We start from the raw sequence: 12,382 nt of genomic DNA on the forward strand, positions 1-12,382 counted from the left end.
CGGAATGATGAACGAGACCAGATCCGAAGTGCTGGTGGACTGCCAGTCGCTGTGGAAGATTTTTGGCGACAAGGCGGATGCCGCCATCCGCGCCGTCTCCGACGAGGGCGCGAGCAAGGCCGATGTGCTGAAGCGGTTCAACTGCGTGGTGGGCGTTTCGGGGGCCACGTTGCAGGTCCGGCGGGGCGAGATCTTCTGCATCATGGGGCTGTCGGGGTCGGGCAAATCGACGCTGATCCGGATGCTGAACCGGCTGATCGAGCCGAGCCTTGGCCGGATCATGGTGAAGGGCGAGGATATGGCGAAGCTCGACACCGCGCGGCTGCGCGAGATGCGGGCGCGCCATATCGGCATGGTGTTCCAGGCGGTGGCGCTGCTTCCGAACCGGACGGTTCTGGAAAACACCGCCTTCGGGCTTGAGGTGCGCGGCGTCGCGAAGGCCGAACGTCTGGCGGCGGCACGCGCGGCGCTGGCCAAGGTTGGGCTGTCGGACTGGCTCGACCGTTTCCCGTCGGAACTGTCGGGGGGCATGCAGCAGCGGGTGGGGTTGGCCCGCGCGCTGACCTCGGACCCGGAAATCATCCTGATGGACGAGCCGTTTTCCGCGCTCGACCCGCTGATCCGGCGCCAGTTGCAGGACGAATTCCGCCAACTGACGAAGGAGCTGGGCAAATCCGCGGTGTTCATCACCCATGACCTCGACGAGGCGATCCGCATCGGCGACCGGATCGCGATCATGAAGGACGGCGCCATCATCCAGACCGGCACGGCGGAGGAGATCATCCTGAACCCCGCCGATCAATATGTGGCGGATTTCGTGGCGGGGATTTCGCGGGTGCATCTGGTCAAGGCGCATTCGGTGATGATCCCGATTGATGCGTTCCGCGCACACCACCCCGAACTTGCGCCCGACATCCTGCCCCAGACCAGCCCCGAGGCCGATGTGGCCGCGCTGATCGGGCAGATCACCGAAACGGCGCAGGGCGCGCTGGCGGTGGTCGAGGATGGGCGGATCCTGGGTGCGGTGACGATGCGCGACCTGCTTCTGAGCCTGCGCGAAGCCCCGGTGGCCGCCCATGGCTAAGGGGTTCATCGACGGGTTCGACCAGGTGGTCGATGACGCGCTGTTCTGGCTGAGCGATCACGCGGCCTTCATTTTCGACGGCATCCGCGCGGGGCTCGATGCGTTCTACGGCGCCGTGCTGGCGGCGGTCAGCCTGCCGCCCGCCTGGGCGGTTGCGGTGGCGGTCGGGCTGATCGGCTGGTGGGCGGCAGGGCGCGCGCTTGGGGTGATGGCGCTGGCGGGGCTGTTGCTGTGCTGGGGGATCGGGCTTTGGCCCGAGACGATGGACACGCTGGCGCTGGTGATTTCGGCGGTCGCGGTGGCGCTGGTGCTGGGGCTGCCGCTCGGGGTTCTGGAGGGATATATGACCGGGCTCGACCGGCTGATCGAGCCGGTGCTCGATCTCGTGCAGACCCTGCCGCCCTATATCTACCTGCTGCCGGCCATCGCGCTTCTGGGCTTTGGCTCGGCCACGGCGCTGGTCGCGACGATCATCGTCGCCATGCCGCCGGTGATCCGGCTGACCGCGCTCGGCATCCGGCAGGTGCCGGGGAATTTCATCGAACTCGGCGCGGCGAGCGGCGTGACCGGCTGGCAGATGTTCACGAAGATCCGGCTGCCCTTCGCGCTGCCGTCGATCATGGCGGGGATCAATCAGGGCCTGATGATGGCCTTCGGCATGGTGGTCATCGCCGGGATCGTCGGCGCCGGGGGCCTTGGCCGCACGATCTACGAGGCGATCCGCACGCTGGACATCGCCCGCTCCGTCGATGCCGCCATTGCCATCGTCGTGCTGACGATGATCATCGACCGCATCACCCAGAGCCTTGTGCCCGCGCAGGAGAAAAACTGATGGATCTGATCCCGTTTTCCCCGGGTGCGGTGGTCGCGCCCGCGATCGACTGGCTGAACGCCAATTTCCACGGGTTGTTCGCGCTGATCAGCCGGGGGGTGGAGGGGGCGCTCGGCGCGGTCGAATGGCTGTTGCTGTATTTCCCCGCGCCGGTGGTGATCGGCGTCGCGGCGCTTGCGGTGCTGCTTCTGATCGGCTGGCGTCATGCGGTGCTGGTGGTGCTCTGCCTCGGCTTCGCGCTGCTGATGGGGCTGTGGACGCAGACGATGCAGACCATTGCCCTGGTGACGATTTCGGTGATCCTGTCGGTGATCATCGCCTTTCCGCTGGGTGTTGTGGCGGCGCGCAGGCCGCGGATCGAGGCCGTACTGCGCCCGGTTCTGGACGTGATGCAGACGGTGCCGCCATGGGTCTATCTGATCCCGGCGGTGATGATCTTCAGCCTGGGCCGTGTGCCCGCGATCATGGCGACGATCGTCTATGGCATCCCGCCGATGCTGCGGCTGACGACTCTGGCCTTCCGGCAGGTGCCGGTCTCCTTTACCGAGCTCGGCGCCGCCATCGGCGCCAGCCCCCGCTCCGTGCTGTTCAAGATCGAGATCCCGACCGCGATGCCCACCTTGCTGGTCGGGCTGAACCAGTGCATCCTGATGTCGCTGGCGATGGTGGTTCTGGCGGGGCTGGTCGGCGCCGGGGGGTTGGGGGCCGAAGTGACACGCGGGTTGACACGAATGGAAATGGGCCTTGGCCTGCGGGCGGGGCTTGCCATCGTCGCGGTGGCGCTGCTGCTCGACCGGCTCTCAAAAGGTGCGTTGCAAAGGGGCCGGGCATGAAACGGACGTTCTTCTGCATCAACTCGCATGCCTGCGGCAATCCGGTCCGGGTTGTGGCGGGCGGCGGGCCGCTGCTGCCGCATCTGCCCATCGCCGAACGCCGCGCCCTGTTTCAGCGCGATCACGATTGGATCCGCACCGCCCTGATGTTCGAGCCGCGCGGCCATGACATCATGTCGGGCGCGATCTTCTACGCGCCCTTCCGCGAGGATTGCGACGTGGCCGTGCTGTTCATCGAGGTCTCGGGCTGCCTGCCGATGTGCGGGGCGGGGTCCATCGGCCTGTCTACCGTGCTGATCGAGGAGGGGCTGGTCACGCCGCGCGTGCCCGGTGTCCTGTCGCTCGAAACCCCGGCGGGGCGGGTCGATGTGCGCTATGAGATGGAGGGCGACCGCGTGGCCTCGGTGCGGATGTTCAACGTGCCGAGCTATCTGCATGCGCGCGATCTGCTGGCGGAGGTCGAGGGGCTTGGCCCGCTCACCGTCGATATCGCCTATGGCGGCAATTTCTACGCGGTGATCGAGCCGCAGGCGAACTGGCCCGGCCTGACCACGGCGGCGGAGACGGTTTCGCTGAGCCAGCGGCTGCTGCATGCGCTGCGCGATGTGGACCCGGTGCATCCGGAAAACCCGGAAATCCACGGCCTGCATCACGCGATCTGGTGCGATGCGCCGCGGGCTGGGGGCGACGGGCGCGGCGCGGTATTCTATGGCGACCGCGCCATCGACCGTTCGCCGGGCGGCACCGGCACTTCGGCGCGGATGGCGCAGCTATATGGCAAGGGGCGGCTCGCCCCCGGCGCGACCTGGCGCAACGAAAGCCCGATCGGCACGATCTTTGAAGGCCGGATCGAGGAAACCCTCCCCGTCGGCCCCTACGACGGCATCCGCCCGAGCCTTGGGGCCTGGGCGCGGATCACCGGGCACAACACGATCTTCGTCGATGACCGCGACCCGCTGTTCAAGGGCTTCCTGATCCCATGACGGCGCGCTGCGACAGCCGCTTCGTCGCGCCCGGCGCGGCGCATGTGCCGGTGCCCGAGGGCGCGGCGCAGGTGGTTGTAACCTTCGTTCTGGTGCCGCGCTTCACGCTGCTGGCCTTCACCTCGGCGCTCGAACCCTTCCGGGTGGCGAACCAGTTGGCGGGGCGGGCGCTGTTTCGCTGGAACATCTGCACGCAGGACGGCAAACCGGTCGAGAGTTCGAGCGGCGTGCCCGTCACCCCCGACGCGCCCCTGCCCGCCGAGGCGGAGCCGGGCTGTGTGCTGATCTGCGGCGGGGTCACGCCCGAGACGACGATGCGTCCGGCGCTTGGCAGCTGGATCCGCACGCAATGGCGGCGCGGGCGGACGGTGGGGGGCCTGTGCACCGGGGCCTATGCGCTGGCGCGGGGCGGGATACTGGAAGGCCGCCGCTTCACCCTGCATTGGGAAAACATCCCCGGTTTTCGCGAAACCTTCCCGGACCTTGACCCCCTGCGGCAGGTGTTCTGCCTGGATGACCGGATCATCACCTGCGCGGGCGGGGTGGCGGGGGCGGACCTTGCGCTCAACCTGATCTCCACGCATTTCGGCACCCGTCTGGCGCAGGCGGTGATGGAAATGTGCCTGCTGTCCAGTTCGCGGCGCGAGGGCGAGGGGCAGTTTACCTCGCTCGCCGCGCGGCTGGCGACGCGCAACCCGGCGGTGGTACGCGCGGCGGAATATATCGAGGCCGAGGTCGAGAACGGCTTCGACCTCGAAGGCTGCGCCCGCCATGCCGGCGTGACCCGGCGGCAGATCCAGCGCCTGTTCCGTCAGCATCTTGGCGTGACGCCGCAGCAATACGCCGCCGACCTGCGCCTGCAACGCGGGCGGATGCTGCTGGCGGAAACCAACATGTCGGTGATGGATGTCGCCATCGCCTGCGGGTATTCGTCGCGATCCGCCTTTTCCAAGGGGTTCCGCGCGAAGTTCGGCTCCTCCCCGCAGGCGTTCACCAGCTTTGCGCAGGAACGGCGGGGCAGGGGCTGACCGGACAGGGCCACAACTGCTTTCAGGTCAGCACATAATCCTTCGGCGCAGGGGCCTCGGGCAACTCATCCCCCAGGGCGGCGCGCATGTGCCGTTCGATGACGGTGGCATAGGCGCTCAGCGGCAGGTCGTTGGGCATCGTCCCGAAGGGCTCCTCCAGTTCCTCGGCCAAGGCATCGAGCCCGAAGAAATTGTAGGCGACCAGCATGACGGCCAGCGGCGTCGCCCAGCCAAGGCTGTCGGCGAGGCCAAAGGGCATCATGAAGCAGAAGATATAGGCGGTGCGGTGCAGCAGCAGCGTATAGGGAAACGGCACCGGCGTATTGGCCAGCCGCTCGCAGCCGACCAGCGCATGGGTCAGGCGGCTGAGGCTTTCGTTCAGCGCCAGCGCCTCGACCTGATCCAGCCGCCCCGCGCGCAGCAGCCGCGCCACCGTGACGGCGGTATCGGACAGGATCGCATCGGGCGCGGGGCCCCGGGGCTTGCCGCGCAGCTGATGAACCGTGGTCTGGGCAAAGGCGATGACATTCTCAAGGATCGCGCGGCGCTCCGGATCGGGGCTCAGAACCGCCGTCTGCCGGGCGATGCTGCGCGAGGTCTCGATGATCTGGCCCCAGAGCTTGCGCGCCTCCCACCAGCGGTCATAACTGGCATTGTTGCGGAAGCTGAGAAAGATCGAGATCGCCACCCCGATCAACGCGAAGGCCGCCGGATTCACCCCGGGCACAAGGCCCGGCATCTGCCGATGCGCCGCGACGATCGCCGTGGACAGCAGCCCGACGCCAAGGAGTTGCGGCCAGATCCGCTGGATCAGCGCGCCCTTGACGACGAAAAACAGCCTCAGCGCATTCGGACGGTCGCGCACGATCATGCCGTGATCCCTTCGGGGTAACGGTTCCGCCGCGCTCTGGCCGCCGCAAGGGATTCTGGCCGCCGGGCATGCGGGGTGATTTCGGTTGGTTCGGGGCAGGGCATGCGATGTTTCCGCGTGGACAGAACCCCGTACCCAGAAACCCGGGCGGGCGGATTGTCAATCGCACTTCGGCCTGATCCTCGGGGAAAGCGGAATGACGAGACTTTCCGCCCCGACGATCCGGCGGCCAGTCCCCGTATCATCGCCCGCTGGCCCTTTGCCGCGATTGTCGCCAATGCGCCAGACTGGCCCGTTTCCCCGCATGCGCCGGTGCTGATGGCGGCGATCAGGTGCGGTGACGTTGCGGGGCGACCTGTCCGAGGGGAAGAACCCGGCCCGCTCCTTCCCGAAGAACTCCCCGTCGATCCGCGCCGCGAGCGTCACCAACTCGTGGCGCGGATTGATCATGTCCTCCAGCTTGGGGCGCAGAAGATCATCCTGTTCGGAAGCGCGGGAATGGGGCTTCGTCGCTGGCCGGAAATTGCAGGGTTTCTGCGTCCAGATTGCCAAACCCTGCGATCCACCGTCAATAAAACTGATAGATCATCACACAATATCAACACTTTCCGGGTTGTTCAGGTCGGACTGATTACCCCTTCCGCAGGCAAGCGGATATATCCGTCATCCGCCGGATCGCTCCTGGACCCCACGATCTCGGAATGCGCTGACTGGATAGGTGGCCTCTCCTGCGGCATTCTCCGTTCAAGGGTTGCGCCAGATTGGCTGGCACCGAGCCTTAGGAATGGTCCTGTCCGTCAAGGTGGTGTGATTTCCCGGGTGGCCTGATCAGGCGGCCTTTGTGGTTATGTTGAGAATTGGGTCGATCTCCTCCTTGTCGATCTGTGCGAAGGCTTCGACCATCATGTAGCGGCTGGCGGTCTGCCACTTGATGGCATGGACCACCTCCTTGATCTCTCCGCGATGTAGGCTGGTCCTTGCCATCAACCAGGAGCCTGCAATGTCCGTCACAACCATCGGTCTCGATCTCGCCAAGTCCATTTTCCAGATCCACGGTGTTGATGCCCGTGGAGACGCCGTTCTGAAGCGCCGTGTCCGGCGCGGAGAGTTGCTCGCCTTTTTCGGGGGCCTGCCAGCCTGCCTCGTCGGCATGGAAGCATGCTCGAGTGCGCACCACTGGGCGCGGGAGTTGATGGCTCTCGGCCACGAGGTTCGCCTGATCCCACCCCAATACGCAAAGCCCTATGTAAAGCGGAACAAGACCGATGCCGCCGACGCGGAGGCAATCTGTGAGGCGGTCGGACGGCCCAACATGCGCTTTGTTCCGGTTAAGTCGAAGGAAAGTCAGGGACTTCTGACCCTGCATCGTGTCAGGTCACTCGTGGTCCGACAGCGGACAGCCAGCGTGAATGCTGCGCGCGGGCTGCTCAGCGAGTTCGGTATCGTCGCGCCCAAGGGCATGTGCCGGATCGCGACCCTGCGCAGGGACATGGAGGCTGCGAACGAAGACGTGCTGCCACGGGAAGCACGGGTCGCGCTCGATGCTCTTTTCGAACACCTGGATACCTTGACGCAAAGGCTCGACGCCGTCGACCATGAGATCCTTGCTTGGCACAAGGCCAGCGAAGTGAGCCAGCGTCTGGCCACCGCCCCAGGTGTCGGACCCATCACGGCGACCGCCTTGATCGCAGCGATTGGTGATGCGTCGCAATTCACCACGGCCCGGCACTTCGCGGCCTGGCTCGGCCTCACGCCACGCATCTCGGCGAGTGGGAGCCGGGAGCGGATCGGACGGATCAGCAAGGGAGGAGACCGATATCTTCGAACGCTGCTGATCCATGGCGCGAGGGCGATGGTCGGCACCAGTTTCAGGCGCGGCGTGAAACCGCGGCCCTGGTTGCAGGCACTGATCGGGAGGCGTCCGGTCAATGTCGCATCGGTGGCCGTTGCGCACAAGACGGCGCGGGTGCTCTGGGCCATGATCCGGCGCGAAGAAGCCTACAGGCTTCCGGCGACATTCATGGTCGCCGCCTGACGAAGACCTGCGTCGCCCACACAGCGGCGTTGGCTTGCGAGGGAAGCAAGCGATGATGGCAGACCCGGGCAACCGGGGTTCGGCAAAGGTCCCTGAAACGATGCGAGCCTGCGTGAGCTCGTCCATTTGTCTGGCCGCCGATCCGCGGAAACCATCAAGGCCAGCGGCAGCATCGCCGCGAGAACAGGCCGGATACACGACCGCAAGCACCGGTAGGCCCATTGTCGCAGAAAACCCTTGCAAGGACGAGGTGGTCCATACACGTCGTTCTGCTCGAAGAGCACGGCGCCAATTAGGCGCATGATGGAGGGCTCGTTCGGGAGTGAGGGCATGACTGCCACCGGTCCGAAGGAATGCCCGAACGCCGACGACATCGGCGCTTCACTTCCTTGTTCAGCCGCTCGATGTTGGTGCTGTGAAGCTTGGTGCGGTGCTGGCGGAGGAAGGACACATAGGCCAGCACATCGTGTTCGCTGGCTTCCATGAGGTCGGCCAGTTTGGGCCATCGGGGGCGCAGCTGTTCGGACACCTTGCGCCAGGTTTCGCCGGCATGTGCGCGGTCGGGTTGGTCGAAGGCCTGCCGGATCGCGGCGGCGACGACGGTGTGCTCTGCACGGAATGAGCCATCGAGGCGCCATCGGTTCGAGCCCAACGGCGAACGCCAGGGCATTGCGCATCCAGTGAACGCGGCAGCGCTGCCGTGCAGGCAGTGCCTGCACCCTCGAAGACCCGGGCGATGGCGGCTTTGAGCCCGGTATGGGCATCGCTGATCACCAGCCGGACGCCGCCGAGGCCCATAGCCTGCGCCAGTTCGTCGACGCGGCGGGTAGAGACGCCACCGATCCCGCTCGCCAGCGGTCTCGAACCGGTGGCGCACCCCGAATGACGGCCACCAGCGCCTGCTCCGAGGTCTTGCGGGCTTCGAGGAAGCCGGGGAAATAGCTGCCCTGCTTGCGCTTCGGCACCTTCAGGTTCAGCGTGCCAAACGGGTATCGAGAGCGCGCTCTCGATACCCATTGCGGCCTGCGTCGTGCGGTCGCCACTGCACTCATGCCGAGCGGCGCCGATGAGCCTTCCATATCATTCTTCGCTATGATTGCTCCACTGGAGCGGTCACTTCACGCTTGAATTCCATGATCAGCAGAGGAACGGCCTCGGCGATGCCGCGTGAGACAAGTCGCCCTGATGGTGCCTGGCCAGAAGCCCGGACAGGTCCATGGTGGTCCTGGTCATCGGGCTCAGGTTGAAGCGTCGAAACTCCACCTCAATCCTACACTTCGATGGCCACCCGGGATCACTCCGTCAGCGGCCCCGAAATTATACCACGCCCGCGGACGATAACTCGCGGGCCTGGTGTCCCGCGCATCCGGGCAGGATCATGACGTCGCGGATCAGCGGGAACGCTTTTACGGTAGGGAACCGCCGGGCTTCCCATGTGGCCGCGCCTCCGCAGCAGTCAGAGGCCCAGCACCAGCTCCGCCGATTTCGGGCGGGAACAGCCAGCTTCTGCCCGGCGCCGGAGACGGTGCCTCAGTATGCGAGACGACACGGATCCCGCGCAGGACAGCGCATTATTGCCGGGATGTCGCTGAACCACGACATCACGGTCAGGGTATTGCGGGAGGTGCCACTGGGCGCGGAGGCTGTGCTTAAACCAGTTGGAGGGGCAGTCCCGCGACCGCCACCGAAAATCGCCGAACTGGTCAACGCGTGGGAAGCTGTCGCGGGTTTCCGCTTCGGCTGACAATCGCGGGGAACGGCATCGGTCCGGGGAGGGGGCTGCAAGATCGCGTCGTGATCAAAGGCCATGTTGCCCGCGGGGCCTCCTGATCGTCAAGCGGATCGACGTGGCGGCAGAACCGGCACCGGAGCCGATCTCCCAGACGGACCCAACGGTTCTGGCGCTGTGCCACGCACGGACAGGGCCAGCCCTTCATGCCGACCGGTAAGACCCGGCCGGTCGCTGTGCCACGCGCGGAAGGGCCAGATTTCCGGCGCTAAAATACTTGTTGCGCATCATCGAAGAGGGCGAGGTTTGGGAGTGCTGAATATCCTTCCCCCGATGAAGGTACGGGTTGCGATGTGACATACCCGATAGTCTTGTGATTGGCCTGCCTTGGTGGTCAACGACCACCGGGCTCTCATCAAAACTGGCCCGCACAGCCTTATGGCCCTGCGCTGGTCAGCCCCCCGGAACATGGGACGCTTTCCCTCAAGTCGATGGGTTACGGTCGCGCAGCGCATGTCCTCAGATCAACATATTGCGTTGTATTTATCGTATCTCGCATTACATCCGCCGATCACCAATATGGATTTTGTCCAGATAGAGCGCAAAGAACGATCGCAACCGGTCAGCCTGCGCATCGGTCAATCAGAACAAATCGCTCATACCCAGGAGTCACGATGACCGCCTGTGCTCAGGCAGTTGACCGTAGGGACCGCCTTGGAACTGTCCGGGCAGGCGCCAATTCACGACACTCCCAAACATCACGGCAAATCTGGCCCCTTGAAAAGGTCACCCGGCGGCTTGGATCGTAGGATGCCAAAGGCCCCGCGCAACGCGCGGGGCCTCCGTGTTGTGAATGGGGTCTTCCGACTGCTCGACATTCTGTCGGGCCGCATGGATTTGTTTCATCGCAGAAGGTCCAGGCTTTGCCCGGGCGCGACGGTATCCAGCGTTTGCCATTCCGTTTGTGGGTTGCCCGCAGTCCGGCTCTCGTCCGGTTGCAGTTGCGACACATTCTGTTTCGCGAAGTCTTCCTGTTCTTCTACTCCGGCTGCTGCCGGTATTACGCTCGATTTATCTTTGGCCACTACGGGCTCCGGCTTTCTCAATTCGGCGGCCTTCGCTTCGAGCGGAGATATCTCGAAGGTCGGAGGGGGGCCGACGGGTTCGTTCGGGTCGATATCCTCCTGAACCTTGGCGAGCACCGTGGATTCGGCGCTTTTTCCGGATTTGCGCAGCTGTGCCGAAATCCACGCCGCGCGATCGTTTTCGGTCTGCGTGTCGACATCCGCACCCAGGCCGCTTTCGACACTGGACGAGGCGGCGACAGCTTCCACCGTTGTTGCAGGGGGTTTTTCGGCCGTCACCGGGGCCATCGCCGGTGACCAACCGATCTGAGGCAAAATCCCAGAAATCCGGTCCATCCGAATACTCCAAACTAAGGTATGATCTCAACCTAGGCGCAGAAAGTTACGCAACCGTGAAGGGAATCGACCCACAGCGGCGATACCCGGCGGAAAGCCGGTATTTTCTTCCCATCGCCATGTGAAAATTCCGGCTTTCCGGCACCGATTCGTTTAACGGCTCAGCAGGCGCACGAAAAGGCTGTCGAGAAAACCGGCCGCTTCGGAGAAGGGATCGCGCTCCGGCCCCAGGACCGAGCGCACCTGCACCTCGAAATCCGCGTAATGCTGCGTCAGGGCCCAGATCGAGAAGATCAGGTGATAGGGGTCGACCGGCGCCAGCCGCCCTTCGGCGACCCATCCGGCAATGATGGCCGCCTTTTCGTCCACCAGCGCCTTCAGGTTGCCCGACAGCACGTCGTTGATCCGCGGCGCACCCTGTAGAACCTCGTTGGCAAAGAGGCGGCTTTCGCGCGGCATCTGGCGGCTCATCTCCAGCTTGCGGCGCATATAGGCGATGATTTCAGCCTGCGGATCCCCGGCAGGATCGAGCGCGCGCAGCGGCGCAAGCCAGATGTCCAGCAATCCCGCCAGCAGTTCCGCATGGATCGCTTCCTTCGAGGCGAAATAATAAAGCAGGTTCGGCTTCGACAGCCCCGCCGCCTGCGCGATCTGGTCGAGCGTCGATCCCCGGAACCCCTGCGACGAGAAAACGTCGAGCGCCGCTTCCAGAATCGCCTCCGTATTGCGGCGCTGGATCCGCGTCATCGGCCGGGAGTGGCGCTGTTCGTCCAAGGGGCTACCTCCGCAATCGGCGGCGCTATACCGCAGGGGAACTATCGGTTCAACCATCCGGCAAACAGCCGATACCGCGCAGGATGATCTGCCGGACGGATTTCTTGGCTGCCTGCCAATCCGCATCGCTCAGCGGGCCGCCGTTCAGCACTTCGATCTGATGGTTGAAATCCGCGTAATGCTGGGTCGTCGCCCAGAGCATATAAAGCAGATGCGCCGGGTCCACATCCGCCATCCGGCCTTCGGCGATCCAGCGCCGGATCACCGCCGCGCGCCCGGCGGTCCAGTCGCGCAGCGTCGTTTCCAGATAGTCCTGGATCACCGGCGCACCATACATCACCTCGGAGGCCCAGACCTTCGACCCGTTCGGGTGGCGGCGCGAAATCTCCATCTTCGCGTCGATATAGGCGCCGATCCCCTCGGCCGGGCCCGAAGCGCCGTCCATCGCCGAAGCCGCTTCGAGCCAGATGCCGAAGATCCGCTCGACCACCTTGCGGTAAAGCTCCTCCTTCGTGGCGAAATAATAATGCAGGTTGGCCTTCGGCAGGCCCGCCATCGTGGCGATCACCTGCATCGTCGCCCCGCCGAAACCGGCCTCGGCAAAGACCGTTTCGGCGGCGTTCAGAATCGCCTCCTCGGTCGCCCGGCGGTTGGCTTCGCGGCGCCCGGTTTTTGGGCGTTTCTCGGTGGGAATGGCGTCCATTCAGGCCCCTGTGGCAGGTTTCTCGTTGACCGAATGGTCAGAACATGGCCCCCTCGACCTGACCATACGGTCAGAAAAAGATTCGTCGC

General features: G+C 64.9%; 11 protein-coding genes and 2 pseudogenes. 6 read left to right on the forward strand and 7 right to left on the reverse strand.

The window, feature by feature from the left end; all coding sequences use genetic code 11:
- Positions 1-4 precede the first annotated feature (4 nt).
- The 5 genes from QM789_RS10215 to QM789_RS10235 are packed head-to-tail and all read left to right on the forward strand — an operon-like array spanning position 5 to position 4,760.
- Positions 5-1,084 carry a quaternary amine ABC transporter ATP-binding protein gene (locus QM789_RS10215; protein WP_420351813.1) on the forward strand — a complete coding sequence of 360 codons (1,080 nt, stop codon included), beginning with the start codon at positions 5-7 and terminating at the stop codon, positions 1,082-1,084.
- The gene (locus QM789_RS10220) at positions 1,077-1,916 is read left to right on the forward strand and encodes an ABC transporter permease (RefSeq protein WP_420351814.1); all 840 of its coding nucleotides are present in this window, start codon (positions 1,077-1,079) and stop codon (positions 1,914-1,916) included. Before QM789_RS10215 ends, QM789_RS10220 begins: the two co-directional genes overlap by 8 nt.
- The gene (locus QM789_RS10225; RefSeq protein WP_420351815.1) at positions 1,916-2,749 is read left to right on the forward strand and encodes an ABC transporter permease; all 834 of its coding nucleotides are present in this window, start codon (positions 1,916-1,918) and stop codon (positions 2,747-2,749) included. The genes QM789_RS10220 and QM789_RS10225 overlap by 1 nt, the downstream gene beginning before the upstream one ends.
- Entirely contained in the window at positions 2,746-3,732 is a 987-nt protein-coding gene (locus tag QM789_RS10230; protein WP_420351816.1) for a 4-hydroxyproline epimerase, read from the forward strand. The genes QM789_RS10225 and QM789_RS10230 overlap by 4 nt, the downstream gene beginning before the upstream one ends.
- Positions 3,729-4,760 carry a GlxA family transcriptional regulator gene (locus QM789_RS10235; protein ID WP_420351817.1) on the forward strand — a complete coding sequence of 344 codons (1,032 nt, stop codon included), beginning with the start codon at positions 3,729-3,731 and terminating at the stop codon, positions 4,758-4,760. The genes QM789_RS10230 and QM789_RS10235 overlap by 4 nt, the downstream gene beginning before the upstream one ends.
- Positions 4,761-4,782: 22 nt before the next feature.
- Here the strand turns inward: QM789_RS10235 and QM789_RS10240 are convergent, their stop codons facing one another.
- From QM789_RS10240 to QM789_RS10250, 3 genes and pseudogenes are all read right to left on the reverse strand, one after another.
- A complete protein-coding gene (locus QM789_RS10240; RefSeq protein WP_420351818.1) occupies positions 4,783-5,631 on the reverse strand; it encodes a bestrophin family protein in 849 nt (282 codons plus the stop codon).
- Positions 5,632-5,948: 317 nt separating this feature from the next.
- A pseudogene (locus tag QM789_RS10245) lies at positions 5,949-6,081 on the reverse strand (IS5/IS1182 family transposase); the annotation flags it as partial.
- A gap of 378 nt (positions 6,082-6,459) precedes the next feature.
- Entirely contained in the window at positions 6,460-6,615 is a 156-nt protein-coding gene (locus tag QM789_RS10250) for a hypothetical protein (RefSeq protein WP_420353351.1), read from the reverse strand.
- Positions 6,616-6,631: 16 nt separating this feature from the next.
- Here QM789_RS10250 and QM789_RS10255 point away from each other — a divergent pair, with 16 nt between their 5' ends.
- Entirely contained in the window at positions 6,632-7,666 is a 1,035-nt protein-coding gene (locus QM789_RS10255; RefSeq protein ID WP_420351819.1) for an IS110 family transposase, read from the forward strand.
- A 373-nt stretch (positions 7,667-8,039) separates the two neighbouring features.
- Here QM789_RS10255 and QM789_RS10260 read toward each other — a convergent pair.
- The 4 genes and pseudogenes from QM789_RS10260 to QM789_RS10275 form a co-directional block, all read right to left on the reverse strand.
- Positions 8,040-8,737 (reverse strand): annotated as a pseudogene (locus QM789_RS10260) (transposase); the annotation flags it as partial.
- A gap of 1,560 nt (positions 8,738-10,297) precedes the next feature.
- Positions 10,298-10,816, reverse strand: coding sequence for a hypothetical protein (locus QM789_RS10265; protein WP_420351820.1), 519 nt, complete (start codon positions 10,814-10,816; stop codon positions 10,298-10,300).
- A 153-nt stretch (positions 10,817-10,969) separates the two neighbouring features.
- Positions 10,970-11,563: a TetR family transcriptional regulator C-terminal domain-containing protein gene (locus QM789_RS10270; RefSeq protein ID WP_420353284.1), complete on the reverse strand. Its 594-nt coding sequence runs from the start codon at positions 11,561-11,563 to the stop codon at positions 10,970-10,972.
- Between the two features lie 76 nt (positions 11,564-11,639).
- Complete coding sequence (locus tag QM789_RS10275; RefSeq protein ID WP_420351821.1) at positions 11,640-12,293, reverse strand: TetR/AcrR family transcriptional regulator; 654 nt, start codon at positions 12,291-12,293, stop codon at positions 11,640-11,642.
- Positions 12,294-12,382: the final 89 nt, after the last annotated feature.

Origin of the sequence: Paenirhodobacter sp., assembly GCF_047600745.1 — a bacterium.
Lineage (GTDB): Bacteria > Pseudomonadota > Alphaproteobacteria > Rhodobacterales > Rhodobacteraceae > Rhodobacter.

Bases quoted from the DNA above. Each gene is read 5' to 3' on its own strand.
- QM789_RS10240 (WP_420351818.1), bottom strand. From the start codon at position 5,631: ATGATCGTGCGCGACCGTCCGAATGCGCTGAGGCTGTTTTTCGTCGTC.
- QM789_RS10265 (WP_420351820.1), bottom strand. From the start codon at position 10,816: ATGGACCGGATTTCTGGGATTTTGCCTCAGATCGGTTGGTCACCGGCG.
- QM789_RS10220 (WP_420351814.1), top strand. From the start codon at position 1,077: ATGGCTAAGGGGTTCATCGACGGGTTCGACCAGGTGGTCGATGACGCG.
- QM789_RS10250 (WP_420353351.1), bottom strand. From the start codon at position 6,615: ATGGCAAGGACCAGCCTACATCGCGGAGAGATCAAGGAGGTGGTCCAT.
- QM789_RS10225 (WP_420351815.1), top strand. From the start codon at position 1,916: ATGGATCTGATCCCGTTTTCCCCGGGTGCGGTGGTCGCGCCCGCGATC.
- QM789_RS10215 (WP_420351813.1), top strand. From the start codon at position 5: ATGATGAACGAGACCAGATCCGAAGTGCTGGTGGACTGCCAGTCGCTG.
- QM789_RS10270 (WP_420353284.1), bottom strand. From the start codon at position 11,563: ATGACGCGGATCCAGCGCCGCAATACGGAGGCGATTCTGGAAGCGGCG.
- QM789_RS10255 (WP_420351819.1), top strand. From the start codon at position 6,632: ATGTCCGTCACAACCATCGGTCTCGATCTCGCCAAGTCCATTTTCCAG.
- QM789_RS10235 (WP_420351817.1), top strand. From the start codon at position 3,729: ATGACGGCGCGCTGCGACAGCCGCTTCGTCGCGCCCGGCGCGGCGCAT.
- QM789_RS10230 (WP_420351816.1), top strand. From the start codon at position 2,746: ATGAAACGGACGTTCTTCTGCATCAACTCGCATGCCTGCGGCAATCCG.
- QM789_RS10275 (WP_420351821.1), bottom strand. From the start codon at position 12,293: ATGGACGCCATTCCCACCGAGAAACGCCCAAAAACCGGGCGCCGCGAA.